Here is an 18,847-nt window from a genome sequence, read left to right as displayed (position 1 = left end):
CCGCTAGTGGCCGATGGATCGCCCCTACACGGCGCTGCTTTTGGTTCCCACGGGCATCGGCGCCCGCGTGGGTGGCTTTGCCGGCGATGCCCTGCCGGTGGCCCGCGCTTTGGCGGCTGCTGTCGACTGCCTCATCACTCATCCCAATGTGCTCAACGGCGCCACCCTGTTTTGGCCCCTGAAGAACGTCCTCTACGTGGAAGGGTACGGCCTGGATCGCTTCTGCGCTGGGGAGTGGCACCTCAGGCCAGTGCGGCAAAACCGCGTCGGCGTCATCCTGGATGCCGGGATCCCAGAGGACCTCCGCCAACGCCACCTGCAGGTTTTGCAGGCCGCCCAGGCCACCCTGGGGCTGGACATTGGCCCCTGGCGCTTGACCCCTCGACCCTTAGGCGTTTCCGTCAGCTTTTCCCCTGCCGGGGCCAGCCAGGGATCCCTGGCCCAGCCGGATGCGCTTTTGGAAACTGCCCAAGAGCTCGTCCGCTTGGGAGCTGAAGCCCTTGCCGTGGTGGCCCGCTTCCCGGACGACCTTGACTTTAGCCAGTACGAGCAGGGGCAGGGGGTAGATCCCCTGGCCGGAGCCGAGGCCATCCTCAGCCACCTGGTGGTGCGGGAGCTGGGGATCCCTTGCGCCCACGCTCCTGCCTTCTACCCTGATCCTGACCCTAAGCCGGTTCACCCCCGGGCTGCCGCTGAAGAGGTGGGGTTTACCTTCCTGCCCTCGGTTTTGGCGGGGCTGAGCTACGCCCCCCAGTTTATCAGAAGGGGGGATCCCCTCCAGCCGGGCGACCTGACGGCCGAGCAGGTGGATAGCGTCATTGCCCCGGCCACTGCCTTTGGCGGCCCCGGCCTGCTTTACCTAGCTAGCCGCCCCCGCCCGCCATTGTTTATCGCTGTCGAAGAAAACGCCACGGTGATGCAGGTCCACCCTCGCCAGCTGGGGATCCCCCATGTGGCAGTTAGCTCCTACTTAGAGGCCATTGGCGTGGTGGTGGCCCACCGGGCTGGGGTGGCGCTGTCTTCCCTGCAACTGCAGGTCTAGGCCAGGTTTTGGCCCAGAAACGGCAAGAGGCTGATGAGCAGCAGGCCCAGCGTGGCCAGCGACCCGACCAAGAAGGAGAGGGAGCGCCCGATGGGAATGTCGCCAATGTAGAAGAAGTTGTAGAGCAGCCGCGCCAGCAGAAACACGCCGCAGAGCACGGCCACCCCTTCATCGCCGCTGAGACCAAACAGCCAGGGATCCGGGTGGGGGCCGGTGACGTAGGCTATCAGGGCTGAGGGCGCAAAGGTGCCCAGGGCCTCGAAGCCATTGGCGTGGGCCCAGGTGGCCCGCTGGCCGTAGGGAGGCAGCCGGTCGAACATTGCCCGGGGCGCATGGGGATCGTAGCCGACGCGGGCGCGGGCATAGCCCACCACGCCCATAGGCAGGTACACCAACAGGATGGCCGCTGCGATGGAGAACAGAGGAATGGCTTGCAGGGGGAGGTTGAACACCATAGGCAAAAGCAGCAAGGTGAGGGGGAAAAGCCGCACTGGCACCTTTTCCAGGCTAGCGGCTCTGCCAGGCGCTAGGTGGAGGTTTCTGGCAACATCGGGCTAGAGGAAGCCAGCAGGTAAGCCCCGATGGCCTCTAAGCTGGGTGGGTGCAGAAAAGGGACGGTGACAATGGCCTGCTGGGGAAAGCGCTGGGGCAACTGGGCCAGGATGGCCTGGTGGCGGCGCCGAAGAGCTGCACCAAAGGGGGTGGAATCCTCCGGCCACACGCGGTTGAGAACGGCATAGGGATGAGGGATCCCCAGGGCATCCAGTTCTGCCAGAAGGCGCTCAGTTTCCGCCAGAACTGCCTGTTCGGGGTTGAAGACGGGGATAAAGCTAGCAAACTGGGGATCCCGCAGCCGCTTTTGGAGCTGCCGCACCTGGGCCAAGAGATCCCGCAGCTGCTGCGCCCATTCCGGCCGGCCCACCAGGTCGCGGTACTTCAGCCACAGCTTGAGGGCCAGGCTTACCCAGCCTTCCAGGGCCTGCGGCATCTGCAAAAAGCGCAGGAGATGGCCGGTGGGGGCTGTATCCACCACCACCAGGTCGAACTGGCCGCTTGACTCCTGTTGCAGCACCGTCAGCAGGGCCATCACCTCGTCCAGGCCCGGTGGAGCCATGTGCAAAAGCTGCCGCCAAGCCTGTGGGTCGTACTGGATTTCTACGCCTGCCATCCCCTCTCCTGCCAACATGGCCGCCACCTCTTCCAGGTACGCCTGCCGGAAGCGCTCCAGCACCGCCGCCGCCTCAATCTCCTGGCCCAGCAGGTTGGGCAAGAGAGGGAGCGGCTCCTGTCCCAAGGTCACTTGGAACAGATCTCCCAAGGAGTGGGCCGGGTCGATAGAGACCAGCAAGAGCTGCTTGTCGGGATGGCGTTTGGCCAAGTTCCAGGCCAGGGCCCCAGCCACCGTGGTCTTGCCCACCCCGCCCTTGCCCCCTACCAAGAGCAGGCGGATCCCTTGGGCCAAAAAATCTGGCAGGCCCAAAGCCTGGCTCTGCCCAGAAGCCATCCCAAGGACTCTGTCCTGCTGGGGCGAAGGGGAGAGTTCTCCCGGGGCAGGGATCCCTTCCAACCGCGGCAGCACCTCCTGCAAGGGACGAAGCTGCTGCACCAGCTTGTCCAGCGCCGCCGGCCCAATCGGCTCTTCCAGTTGGTAGGGACAGACCCAGATGGGGTAGCCAGGCAACTCCTCTTGGAGCGTTTTTAGCCAGAGCCGCTGCTCCTGCTGGCGGGCCAGGTAGATCCCTTCCAGGAGAACCTGGTTGACCAACAGGCCGCCAAGGGGCACTCGGCGGTTCTGCAACTGGCAACAGAAGCGGCGGGTCTCCGCCACGCTCAACAGCTCCGGGACCAGCACCAGCCAGGCGGCAGTGCTCTCCGGGTCGGTCAGTCTGGCTTTGCCTCCCTCCAGCTCGCTCTGCAAGCGCGCCAGGAAGGCATCGGCCTCATCCGGTCGATAGGTGCCTGTTAGGGATCGGACAACTTCGCGGTGCTTGGCCTGGAAGGTGGCAAACACCGCCAGCAACTGGTCGAGAAAGTCGGGCAGTTCCAAGAGCCGCAGGGTGTGGCCAGTGGGGGCCGTGTCCAGGATCACCGTATCCACCTCTTGGCCTGCCAGCAGGCGATTGACCTCCAGGATGGCCATCAGCTCGTCCACCCCCGGCCAGCTCAGATCCCACAGGGGCAGGAGATCTTCCCTGCCCAGCCAACTACCCCGCTCGGCAATGAGCTCCAGAGCCGGGCCGTAGGTCCGCTTAAAATCCTGCAGCAACACCTCAGCGTGCAAGGCCCGCACCTGCAAGTTGGGCCAATCCGGCAGGGGTTGGGGAACGTCCGCCACCGGGATCCCCAGCACATCCCCCAGGGAGTGAGCCGGATCGGTGGACAGCAACAGCAGACGTCGCTTTGGTTCTGTCTGGGCCAGGTGACGGGCCAGGGCACAGGTGAGAGTGGTTTTGCCCACTCCCCCCTTGCCGCTAAACAGCAGCAAGCGACAGGAAGCAGGGAGGCGAGCAAAAGGGAAGTTGGCAAGTTGAGGAGGCGGCAAAGGGATCCCTCTTGGTTGGGCAGGTCACCCGTATTGTGGCCTGGATCCCGTTCAGAGAGCCTAGCGGAAAAGCATCTCGGCCACCGCGTCAAAGCCAGCGTCCAACAGGCGCTCCAACACCGACTGGGCTTGGCTGCGGCTGTCGTAGAGGCCGGCCTGCAGCACGGTTCTGCCGTTGAACACTGTTTCCACCGCCTCGGGAACCAGCTGCCGCAGGCGATTGAGGTCGTCGCTGCCCTTGGGGGTCACCAAGACGCGAAAGCGGGTGGGCGAAGCTGGGGCCGAGTTTGAAGGTGCGGCTGGGGTAGTGGGATTTTCTCTGGCTTGGCGGCGGGCCGGTGGCGGCAGCAGGGTGGTGATGTCGGTGAGGGGAGCTGCAGAGGCCCGGCGGGCAGGAGCGACAGCAGCAGGCTCAACCGGCTGGGCGGGGGTGGTGGAGCCATCGGGGGTAAAGGGAACGGCAACAAACTCCTGGGCCTGGGGTTGAGCCCCTGCCGGCTGGCTGGGGGCACTGGGCAGAATCCGCCCTCCCGATACCGTTGGAGGAGGGGGAAGGGGGGCAGTCGATTGGGGCACCGTCACCACCGGCAGGGTGGGAGAGGCCGCCGCCGGCTGGGGATCCCTGCTGGAAGCTGGAGGCTTGGCCTGAGGAGCGCTGGGCAGCGTCAAGCCATTTGCAGCAATGGGTGGAGGAGCGTTGCTGGGCAAGGCAGCCACGGTAGTCTGGCCAGCCAGATCCAGTTCCCCCTTGGTTTTGCCTGCCAGTTGGTTGCCGTTGGCGTTGAGGCGCAGACCGCGGGTGGCGTTGAGGATGTCGTACTGGCCGTTGCCCTCAAAAATGTTGTTGCCCGGATCTGAGGCCGTGCCCAAGTCTGGCTGGGCGTTGGCGATGGCCGTGAGACCGGTTTCTAAGTTGCGGGCGATGAGATTGTTGCGCAGGATGGGACGGGCGCTGCCGCCGACAACAACGCCTGTGCGGTTTTGCAGGATGCGGTTGTGGCGGACAATAGGGGCCGAGCGCTGGTCGATGGTGAGGCCAAAGCCAGTTTCTTGGAAGAGGTTGTTGACAATGGTGGGCTGGGAGGTGCCCAAGACGGAGATGCCGTTGGCCCCATTTTTGTAGAAGCGGTTGCCCTCTATCCAGGGGTTGGAGGCGCCGGCAATGAAAATGCCGTCGTGGATGCTGCCCACAAAGCTGTTGTTGAGAATGCGGGGAGAGGCCGATTCTACCCAGAGGGCATAGCCGCGGCGCCCCTGGTTGCGCAGGGTAACCCCCCGAACTTCTGAGCCGGTCTCTGCCAGCAGGGCAACATTTTGCCGAGCCAAGGTTGGGCTTATGTAGGTGCCGCCGCCATCGATAAGGTAGCCTTCTCCCAGGGTGGACTCATCTCCGCGCAAGATGAGGCCGGCCTTGAGGCGGATGGGGAAGACTTCGCCGCTTTCTGCGCTGTAGACCCCCGGCAGAAGCTGGATAATGCTGCCGGCTGGGGCCCGGCTGATGGCATAGGTGATGGTCTTAAAGGGGTTGCTGCGGGATCCATCCCCTTGGGTATCGCTGCCATTGGCAGCATCCACAAAGATGACCGGGCGATCGTCCGGCAGCGGTGGCGCTTGGGGCAGGGCTTGCTTCTCCAGAAGGCTGGCGTCTAGAGAAGTTTGCGCCCAACCGGGATCCAACTTCGCGGCCACCAGTAAGCTGGTGCTGAGGAGAAAAGAGACCGCTAGCCGCCTCAGGCCTGGAGCGCCCTGCTGCCGCCGCAAGGCAGGCAAAGCTGCTGTAGATTGGTGTTCGCTGGATTTCTGAGGGTGGATAGACGATAGGCAAGGGATCATAGTGCTCATCCCCACACCAGGCTGCGCTAGAGAAGGAGGGTCGAGGTTATCCTACCAAACCTAACCGGCAAGATCCTGCCTTAGCCCCCACTTCTAGGTACGGATTAACGCCGACTTGGAATACCTGACACTACCCCTAGAGTGTCCCCCTGCCATGACCGACGAAGGCTTGCCCAAAGAGTTGCCCTTGGCAGAAGCCGAAACCCCGCCCTTCGCGGCCTCGCCGTGGCCGCCTCTGCTCAAGCTGCTGCTGTTGGGGATCCCGGCCCTCCTGCTGCTCTTGGGCCACTGGGCAAAGCAGCCAGCCTTGGGCTGGGGGGCGGTGCTGGCCTGGCTGGGCCTGGCGAGTTGGTGGGGGCGTTCGCTCTGGGTGCAGATTGGGCGCGACCTCTGGCAGTGGCTGACTACTTGGCCCACTCTGGGATGGGCGGTGGCTGCCCTTGGCTTGGCTGGGGTGGGAGGATTGGCCGGGAGTGGGGTCTTCTCGACCCTGGGATCCCTGAGTTGGGAGGCCATTGGGGCCCTGGGCGAGGTGTTCGGGGCTACAGGCCAGATCCTGATCGCCCTTCTAGCTGCCTACATCGCCTGGCGGCAGTATGTTATCTCCCGGGATCTTACCATCCAGCAGAACATCATCACCCAGCAGCAGACCATCGACGCCTACTTCGAGGGCATCTCCAACCTGGTTCTCTCCCCTGACGGGCAGTTGGACGACTGGCCCCTGGAGCGGGCCATTGCGGCTGGGCGCACAGCAGCCATCTTGAACGGGGTGGATCGCTTTGGCAAAGCCAAGATCCTGCGCTTCCTCTCCACCGCCAACTTGCTCAGCCCCCTGCGCCGCGACGAACACCTGGGCCGGCCCATTTTGGACGGCAAAGGCGGCTACCAGCGGGATCGCGTGAACGGCATCCGCGTGGTTAACCTGGGCACGATGCTGGAAGGAGCCGATCTCCATGGCACCTCGTTGCGGGGTGTAGACTTCAGCGATGCCAGCCTAGAAGGAGCTGACCTGCGGGATTGCGATCTTAGCCACACCAACCTCTGCGGGGCCAACCTGCGCAATGCTGACCTCCGTGGGGCCGATCTTTACCGCGCTTTGCTGTTTGTGGGATCCCTCCAGACGGCTTCCCCTGTCCAGCCGGGGCAAAAGCCCGATTTCAAAACGGGAGCCTACGCCGGCGCCATCGTGGCGGGGGCAGACTTTCGCCGGGTGCGTCGCCTTTCCCCCGAACAGAGAGCTTACCTAGCCGCCTGGGGAGCTAAGCTCGATCCCGAGCCTCCGCAGGGAAAAGGGGCGAGGGGTGAGGGCCTGCCGGGGAACCGTTCAAGCTAGCTAGAGATGGCCCGCTTGTTCACCAAGTTTTGGCTGCTGGAGCGCTACCTCTTTGGCCAGATGCTCGCCCCCCTTTTGGCTGGCCTGGCGGGGGGAACCCTGCTGCTCTTGGCGGGCCGGCTCTTTACTCTGGCCGAGCGGCTGGTCGAGGGATCCGTGCCACCCCTAGGGGTGTTGCGCCTTCTCATTTTGGATCTGCCGGAGATGGTGGTGCTGGGCATGCCCATCGCCGCTTTTTTTGCCACCCTACTGACCTTGGGCAAGCTGAGCGGCAACAGTGAAATGACCGCCATGCGGGCGGCGGGGATTCCGTTTACGCGCATTTTTCGACCCCTGCTTCTAGTGGGGCTGCTTTTGAGCCTAGCCGCTTTTGTGATGAGCAACGTGCTCTTGCCAGCTAGCAAGCGGGAAATCCGCCGTATCGACCAGCAGGCGCTTCTGACCCAGGCCACCAGTCTGGTGCAATACGACGTCTTTTTCAAAACCGAAGACAACCTCTGGTTTTTTATCCGCCAGGTGGATCCCCGCCTCAACACCATGCAGGATGTCACCATCTTGCGGGTGGATCCCTTGCCGGGGGGCAAGTACCAGTTGGTGGAGGTGACCCTGGCAGCTCAGGCAGTGTGGAATGGCCTGGGCTGGACTCTCAGGGAAGGCGTAACCCACCGCTACGGCCCCGACGGCCTCAGCCTGGCCGAGGAACCTTTCGACTACAAGCCGCTAGAAGTCTCCCGAGATCTGGCCACCCTGATGCAGCCGCCAGTTCCCCCCAACGAGCTGAGCCTGCCGGAGCTGGCGGAGCGCATTGCCCACCTTGCCCGCTCCAACCTCAATACTCAACCTCTGCGCACCGAGTTCCACATGCGCTTTTCCCTGCCCTTGGCCAGCTTTTTTGCCGTGCTCATTTCCCTCCCCCTAGGATCCACCACCGCGCGAAGCGTAGGCCGCTACGGGGGCGTCGTCTTGGGGATCCTCTTGGTGTTTGCCTACTACGTGGTGCTGAGCGTGTCTCGCAGCCTTGGGGAAGCAGGAGCTCTTCCCCCCTGGGCAGCAGCCTGGAGCTTCAACCTCCTCTTCGGCGGCCTCGGCCTGCTGCTGTTGGCCCGTTTCTTACGCTAGGGAGGTCGACTTCCAGGAGTTTTCAGGAGACTTTTGCCAGGGAAAAGCTTGGCCTAGGGTTAACCTAGGGCTAGAAGGCACCTATAGGTACAGGGATCCCCCTCCTCCCCCAGGGGGTTTCTCCAGATCCACCTTACTTATGATGGGTATAGATACCTATGATGGGTATAGGTAGGAGTATATCGGAGGAACTGGAGAGAGGGTAAGAATGTAGCTTTATTTACAAATCAACTTTTGTATGCAAAACATGTAGCTCTGCAAGGTTGAGCAGAGATCCTTATTCCCAAAGGCAAGCTTTCCGTCGGGAAAGTCAAACTAACTGTAGGAGGGAACAAGCTATCCTATGGCTTCCATATATCTCAAGCCTATAGCTCGTCTAGGCAACTGGCTACAGACCCCTCTGGAGCTTATTCGAGCAGCCATCGATGCTGTAGAAGTGCGGGATCCCCGCCTTGCCCACTTTCTGTGCCGGCGGATTCCCGCCCGCTGCCCCTTTGAGCGAGACATCATCTTGTTTGGCTATAGGGTAATGCACATCCCAGCACTATGCAAGCTCAACCCCTTTTATGAGCAGTTGGTAAGGCTGCGCTTGCGAGCTCTGTCCTTCCTAGCAGAGCGGGGAGACGACATCAGCCGCTACCTGTGAGGCGAGAAGAGGGGGCAGGAGTTTGGCGCTTGCAGGTAGAGATCTGGGGCAATTTTCTGCCATAATCTAGTAACGACGGGATGTAGCGCAGCTTGGTAGCGCATCTGCTTTGGGAGCAGAGGGCCGCAGGTTCAAATCCTGTCATCCCGATAAGGCGGCAAAAGGAGGCGCTTGGTCAGACTAGCTGCAGGATTCTCAGCAGGCCAGATCCCAGCCCAGGCAAGCCTGTATCACCTGGCCCAGCAGGTATAGGGATCCACAGACCACCCCGGGTGGCTCGTCGGGATCAGGAGGCTGCTGCAGTTGGGCCCGCAGAGCGTCAAGATCTGGCAGGGCCTGGGCAAGGCAGAGATGGGGCTGGAGGCTTCGAGCTAGGTGGGCCAATTCTTGCGGATCTGTTCCCGCATGGCCGAGGATGGGCAGGGCCAAGAAGCGATCCCCCGGTCGCAGTAGGGTAGCCAGAATACCCTTGACATCCTTGGTAGTGAGGATGCCCATGTACCAGGTGAGGGGTCCGGGCTGGTGCTGGTCAAGGTAGCGGCGCAGAGCTTGGGCAGCCGGCAAGTTATGGGCTCCATCCAGCAGCAGCTGGCGGGATCCCATCTGCACTCTCTGTAGGCGGCCCGGCCAACGGGTGAGAGCAAATCCTTTGGCAACAGCAACATCTGGGATTTGCCAACCTTGTTCCTGCAGAGTTTCCACAACGGCCAGAGCTACCGCCCCATTGACCAGTTGCACCTCACCGGCAAGGGGCAGGGTAAGCACCTGATCCCGCCAGCGGACAGTCTGGGGACCCGACCAGTGCAGAGGCTCCACTACCCGCAGGGGACTGCCCACCTGCTCTGCCTTGGCTTGGATCACGGCCATCACCTCAGGGGGTTGGGGCGCGCACACCGCGGGGATCCCTGGCTTAAGGATGCCGGCCTTTTCGGCGGCAATTTGCTCCAGGCTATTGCCTAGGCGTTGCCAGTGATCCCAGCCGATGGAGGTGATGGCGGTCACCACCGGCTCGATTCCGGCATTGGTGGCATCTAGCCGACCCCCTAAGCCCACTTCCATTACAGCCACCTCCACCTTTTGCTGGCGGAAGTATAGCCAGGCAGTAGCAGTGAGGGCCTCAAACTGCGTCGGAGAGGCCTCGCCAGGAGGGTAGGTTTGTAGACAGTCCCGCACTTGGGCCAACGCTTGGCTCCAGTCGGCGGCGGAAATATACTCCCCATTGAGCCAGATCCGCTCGCGCCAATCCACCAAATGGGGGGAGGTGTAGCGGCCCACCCGGTAGCCCGCCGCCCACAGCACGTGGCTAACCCAGGCGCAGACGGACCCCTTGCCGTTGGTGCCAGCGACGTGGATGGCTGGGATCCCCGCCTGCGGCTGGCCCAGGCGCTGCAGCAGAACCTGCATGCGATCCAGGCTGAGATCGACGCCAAAGTGGCCCAGCGACTCCAGAAACCCAGGCCAATCCCAGGTTGAGATCCCACCCATTGGCGACAGGGTATTCGGGCTCAAGCTTCACCTCAACTCGGCACTTCCTCACTGGCGCCAAAAGCTGTCAAAGGTTCACCACAAAAGCGTCGCGAATGCCCGGCTGCTTGAGCACCTCTTCTAGGATTCCATCCGGCAGGGGATCATCCAGGCTGAGCACCATCACCGCATCGCCGCGGATGATCTTGCGCCCCACCTGCATGCTGGCGATGTTGACGTTGTAGGCCCCCAGCAGGGTGCCAATCCGCCCGATGATCCCTGGCATATCCCGGTGCAAGGTCATCAGCATGTTGGCCGAAGGCGGCACATTGACCGGGAACTCGTCGATCTGGGTAATGCGCACCTCCCGCTCCCCAATCAGCGCCCCCGAGACGGAACGCACCCCATTGGGGCCGTGGGCAATCAAGGTCAGGGAGCCGGAATAGTCCTTCACCGAGGGATCCCGCGTTTCCACTACGCGGATGCCCCGCTCCTTGGCCTCAATGGAAGCGTTGACGTAGTTGACCCGCTCCCGCAAGGCCAGCGTCAAAAGCCCCTTGAGGGCGGCGATGACAATTGGCCGGCTGTCTTTCTCTGCCAGGGATCCCTGCAGGCGGATCTCCAACTGGCTAACCCGATCCCCCGCCAACTGACCCACCAGGTTGCCCAGCGTTTCGGCCAACTCGAGGTAGGGCTTGAGGCTTTGCAGCACCTCTGCCTGCAGGCCGGGAATGTTCACAGCCGAGCGAGCGGGCAGCCCCAGCAACACATCGCGGATCTGCTCGGCTACATCGATGGCTACATTGACCTGCGCCTCCTCGGTAGAAGCCCCCAGGTGCGGTGTCAGCAGGAGCTCCTTGCCCAAGGAAAGAAGAGGTGAATCTTTGCTGAGGGGCTCTTCGGCAAAGACGTCCAGGGCCGCCCCGGCAATCTGGCCGGATTTGAGGGCTTCGTAAAGGGCCTGCTCGTCCACCAGGCCGCCACGGGCACAGTTAATCAGGCGGGCGGTCGGCTTCATTAGGCGAAAGGTTTCAGCGTTAAACAGGTTAGTGGTCTCGGGGGTCTTGGGAACATGCAGGGTGATGTAGTCCGATTCCTGCACCAGGGTTGTGAAATCCACCAGGCGCACCCCCAGTTGCTCCGCCCGCTCTATGGAAATGTAGGGATCGTAGGCCAAAAGCCGCATCCCCATCGCTTTGGCAATCTGGGCTACATGGGAGCCAATCCGGCCCAGGCCAACGATACCCAGGGTCTTTTTGTAAACCTCTACCCCCACAAACTCCTCTCGCTTCCACTGGCCTGCTTTCAGGGAGGCATTAGCATCGGCAATGTGGCGCGAGAGGGCCATCATCAGTGCAATAGCGTGCTCGGCGGCAGCGATAGTATTGCCCTCAGGGGAGTTGACCACCAGGATCCCTGCTTTGGTGGCAGCAGCCACGTCGATGTTGTCCACACCTACCCCTGCCCGGCCAATGATTTTCAGGTTCTTCCCGGCCTCAATGACCTCACGGGTAACCCGCGTGCCGGAGCGCACCATAATGGCATCGTAGTTGGGGATAACTGCGATCAGCTCCTCGAGGGTGAGGTTGGTGCGCACATCCACCTGAGCTACCTGGGAGAGGATGTCAATTCCCGCCTGGTCAATGGGATCGGTGACGATAACTCTGGGCATACGCAACGCTAGCCTAAATTGCCAATGCCGCAAGCCAGCCTGACTCCTGCCGCGGCGCTGAATGTTGACCCGACTCCAGCAAGCACCTTTAATCTACCGCGAAAGTCTGCCGGCCCTCTCAAGGCCTGTAGCTTCATCTCAGCGGGATCCCACGGGGGCAAGATATTTGCCGTCGATCAGAAAGAGGCCATTGGCAAACTGCACACAATAAGTGCCCAACATCCGCCGCTGCCGAATCACCCCTTGCTCGTGCAGCCGAATCAGATGGGCCGGGCGCAACATTGGGATTGGATCGGCCGTCTTTAGATAAGGAGGCATCTCCACTACCTCAACCCTTGCCCCCACCGGCAGCAAATCTTGAGGTTCAGCCATAGCAAGAATCCCCCAAGGGGTGACGAGAACACCTGCTTTCAGCTCAGCGGAGCTTGCGCTAGCTCCCTGCCGCCAGAAGCGCGGCGCTAAAAACAGCAGCTCCCAGTCAGCTTAAGGAAAGTGCTTCGGCTTCCTAAGCCGCTGTCAATCGCCAGCAGACTTGCTATTATACTCTGACCTCAGGGCCTTGATTTCCCGTGCTCTGGGTGGCAACCACTCGACCTCATTCCCCTTGCTCACCCTTGGCCTGCTTGCTGCCTCTTTGCGCAAACCCTGTAGGAGTGTTAAGAATAGTTACGTCAGCCGGCTACTTTCTCAGTTTTTTCAGCGGTTCTTTTCAGGATTGGAAACGACCATGGTAGATCCCATTCCTCCTCCGGCTTTGGAAGAATACCTCTTGCAAGCGGGCATCATCGACCGCTCGCAACTGAGCTTGGCCAAGAAACTGCAGCGCCGCCAGCAAGGACCGCTGCTGATGATCCTTTTGGAGCTGAGTTTCATTGACCTCGAGCAGCTCAGGCGTCTTCTAGATCTGGGCCGCACCTACGACCATGCTGCAAACGCTGGACAGCCTACAGCCTAACTGGCAAGAGGAGCTGGCCCACTGGTCGGCGGCGGGGCAGGGATCCCTGCTGCTGAAAAATTGCGGGAGCAAGGAACTGGCGGAGCTGGACTGCTGTTTACGGCAGGTCTGTGCCCCTGCTCAATCTTTGACGCTGCTGACAGCAGACTTGCAAGTGGTGGCTGGCCCCCTGACGCTGCAAAGCTGGGAGCCTGAAAAAACGGGTGCTTTTGCCCATCTCTACCTGGAGCGCGCCGAGTCTGCCCAGCACCTCAGCCGCCTTGCAGCAATCGTGGCCCAGCTACGTTCCCCCAGGGGTTGTCCTTGGGATCGCGCCCAAACGCCCGAATCCCTCACTCCCTACATCCTTGAAGAAGCCTACGAGACAATGGCGGCCATTCGATCCGGGGATCCGGCGGCTATTGCCGAAGAGCTGGGGGACTTGTTGTTGCAGGTGGTGTTGCAATCCCAGATTTTTGCTGAGCGCAACCACTTCAACCTGGAAACCGTGGCAGCGCGGATTGCCGACAAGCTCATCCGTCGCCACCCCCATGTGTTTGGGGATAGCCCCCAGCCAGAGAGTTCTGACCTGTCCGAGTTGCACCGCTTTTGGGAAGACATCAAGCAGCAAGAGCAGCCGCAGCAAACTCTGGGTCAAAAACTGCTGCACTACGCTGAAACTTTGCCCCCCCTGCTGGCCGCCTTGAAAATCTCCCAAAAGGTGGTGAGCTCCGGGTTGGAGTGGCCAACAGGAGAAAGGATCTGGGCCAAGATCCGCGAGGAGGAGGCCGAACTGCGCCAAGAGCTGGAACGAGATCCCCCCGACCGGGCGCGACAGGAAGCTGAGCTGGGGGATCTGCTGTTTGCCCTGGTCGCCTTGGGCTGCTGGTATGGGCTGGATGCTGTCCAGGCTCTGACCCAGACTAACCTGCGCCTTGCTCGCCGCTTTTTGCGCCTGGAAGAGCTGGCGCGGCAACAGGCAGAACAAGACTTCCCTCTCAAAGGCCGCAGCCCTCAAGAGCTAGAGGCGCTTTGGCAGCAAGCAAAGCAAGAACACCCCCATCCTTTAGGGATGGCGCAGCAGATTGAGGACAGGAAGAACTAGCTCTCGCTTAGGCAAAGCCAGGGGCTGGGGAGTCTCGCCCCTCCAAGAGGCAGGTGGCAGAGGGGAAGAAGAAGTTGGCACCTTGCCCACAGGGCGTAGTTGCCAGCGGATGATCTGCTCACCGCGGTAAAAGGTCACCACCAACTGATCCCCTTGGGGTTGGATTTGCCAGGTGCCATCGCCGCTGGTAACCGAAATCTGTTCGCCAGAAAAGGGCGCATCCAAAGCTGGCCCCGACTGGCTCCAAATCCGTCCGCCTCCTGTTTCCAGAACCAGTTGCACCGTTGCTCCCTGTCCTTGGCCGCTCAGGATCTGGCCAGTGCCAATCCAGACTTGGGTCTCTTGAGCCCCAGCAGACTGCCCCAGTTGCAGAGCCAGGAGCAACAGTCCTGTCCAGCTCCCCCAGCTTTGTAGCGCTCTCCCCCAACGCCGAGGGAAAGAAGAACAGCAAGCTAAGAAGGCCATTGCTCCCACGTTGTACTCCACGCTGCGCTAAAGCTAGAACAAGAGCCCACAGCAGCAGCTTTCTCTCACCGAATCCTTTCCCAGTCTATGACCCTGCCCCTGCCTCGAGCCCCAGCCGCCTTGATCCCAATCTAGGCAACCCCTGCCTCCCCCCACTAGGCTGCAACTTGAGTCTCTGGCTACGGGGATCCCTAACAACCGTTTCGCCAATGCGCAGATCCAAGCCCTCTACCCTCTTCGGGGGGAGAGATCCTTTCTTCAGGCGTGAGAACTCCTCGCGAAACCTAGGGGGCTGAAGCGCAGCGCTGCCCAGACAGGAGGCAAAACCGAAGGTAGTCGGCTGGACACGGGGTAATCTGCAGGTCAACCTCCTGCTGCAACCCTGCGCCAGGGCCGGCCATGCTGCAGAAACTGCCTTGAGACCCCTTCCTCCGGGGGCTCCCACTGGGGCACCCCTACTTACGGAGAAGCTTAGGTGTTCCTCTCCTGTTCCAGCTTGGCCATTGCAATCTGGCTTTCTAGGTGGGAAATGCCCTCGCGAAGGGCAACTGCCTGGGCTTCCACCTCCTCTAGGGAGCGGCGAACGATCTCTGCCGCCCTGAGATGTTGGTCTCGCTGCACCAAAGCCTGGCGTGCCAGCTCGTCCTGGTTATGCTGGATAGCCGCTCTGATACAACCCCGGGTGAAAGCAGACTTTCACTCGGCGTTGAGCCTTTCTTCCTGCTTCAGCGACCCATAGCTAGTGGCAGAGTCCACCCCTACCACCCCGCCAGAGGGATCTCCACAGGCGTGACTTCCCCGCAAGCTGCAGGTAGTTGCTCCTTGCCCCCATAAGGCACACAGGCTAAAGACGGAGCCAACTTTAGCCTAGGCAAAACGCCTACCCAAGAAGATGTACCTGCTAGCCTACTAGCTCAGCCCATCTACGTCAAGGCAGAAGGTTGGTTAGGTCCGGTGAATCAAGGAGCTTACGGCTGGCCAGGGTTGTGGTCAGGCTGCGCTGCAGGTGTTTGAGATCCCGCTCCAGCTGCCGGATGCCTACCCCCTGCTGGCTGGACTTTTTCCCCAGCAGTTTGCCTAGCCCCACCATCACCACCGCCGTGGCAATACCCACACCTGCTGCTGCGGCTGGGTTTTCCCGCAGGAAAGACCCCTCCAAAGCGTAAGGCCCTGCAAAAGCTACAGTTTGCAGCGCTGTTTCTCGAAACTCCCACGGCATCACCGGCTTGGGTTGCTGCCAAAAACCACGGTGTGCCGCCTGCGCGACCCCTTGAGCTTCTAGGTAGCGCTCCCGGTTGGCCTCGTGCAAAAAGCGCTCGTAGACCACCGCCTGTCCTTGGCGCAGCATCTCCAAATTCACCAGGCCATCGGCGTTGTACACCTCGACAATGTGCAGCCCCTCTGGGGTGATGTAAAGAGTGTCGGCCTGCACCAGGGATCCCGGTGGCAGCAGCTTTTGCAAAGCCTCCTGCGAGAGCCGTCCCCACTGTCCCTGCGTCAGCTCCGGCGCATCTACATAGGCAAGGCGAAAACGGGTTGGCCTGTCGTTTAGGTCTGCCCAGAAGGTGTCCCCATCGACCACCGACCGCACTCGCACTGTCTCGAAAGATTGGGCTGCTGCAGGCAGGATAACCCAACTGCTGGCAAGGACAGCCGCCGTCATCGGGAGGGAAGTTTTTGAGCTCATAGGGGTCACTCCTAAGGTGAAGTCAAGAAAAACTCTGGGAACAAACCCAAGCCCTAGAGCGTCCCTAGAGGCTTTTACAAGGGTAGCTGCTGCTCCCTGGGACGGTGGCTGCCACCTTTCGCACAAGGAAAGCTAACTTTCCTAGCCAAAAGACACGGCTTTTGGCCAACCACCTCAAGCAAACAGCAGAATTCGGGCTAGAGTTCAGCTCAGCAGAGCCTGCTCCTGGAGCACAATCTTTGCGCTGGCAGTGAAATTACAGACGGAGGCGATAGGGCTCTCCCTCGATCCCATCAGGCAGGGGAGGCGGGAGAATTTCCACTTCACCTGTGGGCAGCGTCCGCAAAACCGTGCCCAGTTGGGCCAGTTGCTTTAGGGCAAACAAGCGGGTGTCCCGGTCGCTGGTGGCGTTAAACACGCTCAGCCAGACATCGAAGCGAGAACGGCGGCTGAGAGGGCTGCGGGCAATGTTGTCCCCCAACTGGCGAAAGTCGTCGCCGGGCAAGCCCACCTGCTCCCGCCAGGCCGCGGCTTGGTAGTAGTCATTGCGACCTGCTTCCGCATCCCCCAGAAACATGAAATTGATCAGGGCGCGATCCACGTAGAGCCGCCAGGCATCGGGATTGTTCTGGGGGTTGAACTGCTGTAGGCCGCGATCCAAAATCTCGATAGCTTTTTCCGGCTGACCGGCCCAATAGGCCAACACCAAGCTAGACAGTCGGTAGCCCTGGAAGAAAGAGGGATCCAGCCGCAGCATGTGGTCAAAGTACTCGTAGGCAAGGCCGTAGCCGGTCTGGGCGCGGGCGCGGGCGTCGCCGTAGTACTGGATTAGCTCTAACCACAGCCAGGAAGCTCCCAGATTGCGGTAGCCCAGCCAGCCCAAGGTATTGGCCAGGGCAATGTTGCGGTTTTTGCGGACCTCGGCATTTTCTATGGCCTCCAGGTTGATCCGCTCCAACATGGGCAACTGGAGCTGCACTACCAGGATCCCACACAGCAGTGCCCCCCCAACGGCAGCCAAAGTGCCGGCCAGGGACAAGTGAGAGCGACGACGAGGTAAAGCAGCGGTGGTCATACGGGCAGGTTCTTGGGTGGCTCCAGTCCATCATGGCACTCCCCGCTCCCCAAAGGAGGAGACCGGCTTCTGGGTAACTTTGGCTGACCGCTCTGAAAGACTTATACAACGCTGGACAAAAGCGGACTGTTGCTCCAGGTTGACGCTTTCTTCCTGCTTCCACGACCCGTAGCTAGGGGCAGAGCTTACCCCTACCACCCCGCCAGAGGGATCTCCACAGGCGTAACTTCCCCGCGATCGCGATAGCGGGCCGTAGGCCTTGCTGCAGGTAGGTGCTACGAGCCCCCATAAGGCACACCGGCTCATACGGAGCCAACTTTAGCCTAGGCAAAGTGCCTACCAGAAAAGATGTACTCGCAAGCCTACTAGCTCAGCCCATCTCCGTCAAAGCAGGAGGTTGGTTATGCCACAAAGTGGCTGATTGTCCAGTGAATCAAGGACTAGAGGAGAGCCCGCGGAGCTACCCAAATTCTGAACTGTTCTCAGCTATGCTGCTGCGTTAGCCGCTGCCAAAGCCGCAGAGGAATGCGCTCATGCGGGCACTGAAGAAGGCGAACCTGGGGCAAATCCTCTGGCAAGTAGTGCAAAGCCACCCGCGCTGTTGCCTCTAAGAGGCTGCACCGCCGCTGGGGATGCTGCTCGGCTTCCCCCAGATACACATCCAGCCAGCCGTCTTGCTCTCGGTAGCTAATCCGCAAAGCACAAGGAGAAGGCAGAAACTCTTTGCGGTAGAGCCGAAAGCCCTGCTCAGGACTCCATCCCAGCCACCACTGAGGCGCCAGTTGTCCCAACGGCCGACACCATACGTCTGCCTGAACTTGCTGCCCTTCCATACCTGCCACTCTAAGCTTCTTCTCCGGCGGAGATCTAGCTGCAAATCTTTGCCAACTACCCTCCGGGCAGGAACTCTACCAGAACCTCCCGTGCTGATGCAAGTCTTTATCAAGGAGACCCCCAGCTAGCTGGGTAAGATATTGCAATTTAATCTCAATAGTGCGATGCTGTCACCCAGTTGGGTGTTCGTCTTCCTCTCTTGTCTTGGGCGAAGCAGGGGATCCCGCACCGGCGGAACCAGCCAAGGGATCCCTTTTCCTCCTGGTCGAGGTTCTAGGCTGTTAACAGGGGCAGGGTTTTTTGAGGGGATTGGGGGGTGGGAGAAGTTCAGAGAGTTGCACCTCGTTCCTGTAGCCACTGGACAGCTAGCCTGTGCTGGCGTTTTTGCGCATAGGCTAAGGGAGTGTATCCATCCTGATTGCGAGGGTTTAGTTCGGCCCCATGCTCCAGCAAAAGCTCCAGCATCGGGACATGTCCTCCCCAGGCAGCCCAGTGCAGGGGCGTTGCTCCAAAGCGGCTGCGGGCATTGACGTTAGCCCCGTACAGGATCAGAAAGCGAGCAATACCTAGATGTCCTTGGGCCGCTGCCTCGTGTAAAGGGGTTCGCCCTGCTTCGTCGACCGCATCCACAGGGGCTCCTTTAGAAAGTAGGCGGGCCAGAGCACTTTTCCGACCCGTGGCCACAGCCCAGTGAAGAACCCTACAGACATCTGCCCCTTGTTGAATCAGCAGGCTGATGACTTCTGCTCGATCGGCCAAGACAGCCCGATGCAGAGGAGTGTACCCATGGCGGTCTGGCAAGTTGATATCGCTGCCTGCTTTCAGAAGCCGCTCCACCACTTCCACCTGGCCGCTGTCGGCAGCCAAATGGAGAGGGGTAGCACCTGTGGGATCCAAGGCATTGGGAGAAGCGCCATGGGCCAAGAGCAAATCCAACAGTTCCAAATCGCCAAGGAGTGTCGCTTTATGAAGCAAAGTCATTCCCTGAGCATCGACAGCATTCACATCTTCCCCCCGCTGCAAATGGGCCAATAATTGTTTTAGATCTCGATTGGCAAGAGCTTGATGAAGCGCTTCACTCATAACAGATAGAAAC

At 60.9% G+C, this 18,847-nt stretch carries 18 protein-coding genes and 1 tRNA gene; 7 read left to right on the top strand and 12 right to left on the bottom strand.

What is annotated here, in order from left to right:
- Nucleotides 1-13 precede the first annotated feature (13 nt).
- On the top strand, nucleotides 14-1,042 hold the full coding sequence (locus NW812_RS09940; protein WP_414396393.1) for a DUF3326 domain-containing protein: 1,029 nt from the start codon (nucleotides 14-16) through the stop codon (nucleotides 1,040-1,042).
- On the opposite strand, the gene NW812_RS09935 is transcribed toward NW812_RS09940, so the two are convergent.
- The 3 genes from NW812_RS09935 to NW812_RS09925 form a co-directional block, all read right to left on the bottom strand.
- Nucleotides 1,039-1,497: an MAPEG family protein gene (locus NW812_RS09935; RefSeq protein WP_414396391.1), complete on the bottom strand. Its 459-nt coding sequence runs from the start codon at nucleotides 1,495-1,497 to the stop codon at nucleotides 1,039-1,041. The two genes, NW812_RS09940 and NW812_RS09935, sit on opposite strands and share 4 nt — an antisense overlap.
- Nucleotides 1,498-1,568: 71 nt before the next feature.
- Nucleotides 1,569-3,584 (bottom strand): ArsA family ATPase, encoded by a 2,016-nt coding sequence (locus NW812_RS09930; RefSeq protein ID WP_414396389.1) that lies wholly within the window; start codon nucleotides 3,582-3,584, stop codon nucleotides 1,569-1,571.
- Nucleotides 3,585-3,644: 60 nt separating this feature from the next.
- Nucleotides 3,645-5,426, bottom strand: a complete 1,782-nt coding sequence (locus NW812_RS09925) for a DUF1565 domain-containing protein (protein ID WP_414396388.1) — start codon at nucleotides 5,424-5,426, stop codon at nucleotides 3,645-3,647.
- 145 nt (nucleotides 5,427-5,571) lie between these two features.
- Between NW812_RS09925 and NW812_RS09920 the strand changes: the two genes are divergently transcribed.
- The 4 genes from NW812_RS09920 to NW812_RS09905 all read left to right on the top strand — a co-directional run bounded on the left by NW812_RS09920 (nucleotide 5,572) and on the right by NW812_RS09905 (nucleotide 8,665).
- Nucleotides 5,572-6,750, top strand: a complete 1,179-nt coding sequence (locus NW812_RS09920; protein WP_414396386.1) for a pentapeptide repeat-containing protein — start codon at nucleotides 5,572-5,574, stop codon at nucleotides 6,748-6,750.
- A gap of 6 nt (nucleotides 6,751-6,756) precedes the next feature.
- Complete coding sequence (locus tag NW812_RS09915; RefSeq protein WP_414396384.1) at nucleotides 6,757-7,869, top strand: LptF/LptG family permease; 1,113 nt, start codon at nucleotides 6,757-6,759, stop codon at nucleotides 7,867-7,869.
- A 343-nt stretch (nucleotides 7,870-8,212) separates the two neighbouring features.
- Nucleotides 8,213-8,515: a Mo-dependent nitrogenase C-terminal domain-containing protein gene (locus NW812_RS09910; protein WP_414396381.1), complete on the top strand. Its 303-nt coding sequence runs from the start codon at nucleotides 8,213-8,215 to the stop codon at nucleotides 8,513-8,515.
- A 76-nt stretch (nucleotides 8,516-8,591) separates the two neighbouring features.
- Nucleotides 8,592-8,665 (top strand) — tRNA-Pro (locus tag NW812_RS09905).
- A 45-nt stretch (nucleotides 8,666-8,710) separates the two neighbouring features.
- Here the strand turns inward: NW812_RS09905 and NW812_RS09900 are convergent.
- From NW812_RS09900 to NW812_RS09890, 3 genes are all read right to left on the bottom strand, one after another.
- Nucleotides 8,711-10,024: a bifunctional folylpolyglutamate synthase/dihydrofolate synthase gene (locus NW812_RS09900; protein ID WP_414396378.1), complete on the bottom strand. Its 1,314-nt coding sequence runs from the start codon at nucleotides 10,022-10,024 to the stop codon at nucleotides 8,711-8,713.
- A gap of 43 nt (nucleotides 10,025-10,067) precedes the next feature.
- Nucleotides 10,068-11,651: a phosphoglycerate dehydrogenase gene (gene serA, locus NW812_RS09895; RefSeq protein ID WP_414396376.1), complete on the bottom strand. Its 1,584-nt coding sequence runs from the start codon at nucleotides 11,649-11,651 to the stop codon at nucleotides 10,068-10,070.
- A gap of 138 nt (nucleotides 11,652-11,789) precedes the next feature.
- The gene (locus NW812_RS09890) at nucleotides 11,790-12,023 is read right to left on the bottom strand and encodes a DUF3148 domain-containing protein (RefSeq protein ID WP_414396374.1); all 234 of its coding nucleotides are present in this window, start codon (nucleotides 12,021-12,023) and stop codon (nucleotides 11,790-11,792) included.
- Between the two features lie 355 nt (nucleotides 12,024-12,378).
- On the opposite strand from NW812_RS09890, the gene NW812_RS09885 reads away from it, so the two are divergent.
- Nucleotides 12,379-12,606 carry a DUF2949 domain-containing protein gene (locus NW812_RS09885; RefSeq protein ID WP_414396373.1) on the top strand — a complete coding sequence of 76 codons (228 nt, stop codon included), beginning with the start codon at nucleotides 12,379-12,381 and terminating at the stop codon, nucleotides 12,604-12,606.
- Nucleotides 12,575-13,690, top strand: a complete 1,116-nt coding sequence (mazG, locus tag NW812_RS09880) for a nucleoside triphosphate pyrophosphohydrolase (RefSeq protein ID WP_414396370.1) — start codon at nucleotides 12,575-12,577, stop codon at nucleotides 13,688-13,690. The genes NW812_RS09885 and mazG overlap by 32 nt, the downstream gene beginning before the upstream one ends.
- Here the strand turns inward: mazG and NW812_RS09875 are convergent.
- From NW812_RS09875 to NW812_RS09850, 6 genes are all read right to left on the bottom strand, one after another.
- Nucleotides 13,652-14,074, bottom strand: a complete 423-nt coding sequence (locus tag NW812_RS09875) for a hypothetical protein (RefSeq protein ID WP_414396367.1) — start codon at nucleotides 14,072-14,074, stop codon at nucleotides 13,652-13,654. The genes mazG and NW812_RS09875 overlap by 39 nt on opposite strands.
- A gap of 552 nt (nucleotides 14,075-14,626) precedes the next feature.
- A complete protein-coding gene (locus NW812_RS09870) occupies nucleotides 14,627-14,776 on the bottom strand; it encodes a hypothetical protein (protein WP_414396365.1) in 150 nt (49 codons plus the stop codon).
- 307 nt (nucleotides 14,777-15,083) lie between these two features.
- Nucleotides 15,084-15,842 carry a thermonuclease family protein gene (locus NW812_RS09865; protein WP_414396363.1) on the bottom strand — a complete coding sequence of 253 codons (759 nt, stop codon included), beginning with the start codon at nucleotides 15,840-15,842 and terminating at the stop codon, nucleotides 15,084-15,086.
- A 256-nt stretch (nucleotides 15,843-16,098) separates the two neighbouring features.
- Complete coding sequence (locus NW812_RS09860; protein ID WP_414396361.1) at nucleotides 16,099-16,917, bottom strand: hypothetical protein; 819 nt, start codon at nucleotides 16,915-16,917, stop codon at nucleotides 16,099-16,101.
- Between the two features lie 482 nt (nucleotides 16,918-17,399).
- Nucleotides 17,400-17,750 (bottom strand): hypothetical protein, encoded by a 351-nt coding sequence (locus NW812_RS09855; RefSeq protein WP_414396358.1) that lies wholly within the window; start codon nucleotides 17,748-17,750, stop codon nucleotides 17,400-17,402.
- A gap of 328 nt (nucleotides 17,751-18,078) precedes the next feature.
- Nucleotides 18,079-18,834: an ankyrin repeat domain-containing protein gene (locus NW812_RS09850; protein WP_414396355.1), complete on the bottom strand. Its 756-nt coding sequence runs from the start codon at nucleotides 18,832-18,834 to the stop codon at nucleotides 18,079-18,081.
- Nucleotides 18,835-18,847: the final 13 nt, after the last annotated feature.

The sequence above is a fragment of the Synechococcus sp. O70.2 genome, assembly GCF_047462135.1.
In the GTDB taxonomy this organism is placed as follows: Bacteria; Cyanobacteriota; Cyanobacteriia; order Thermostichales; family Thermostichaceae; genus Thermostichus.
Note: the sequence above shows the minus strand (reverse complement) of the source record. Positions and strands in the feature narration are given on the sequence as shown.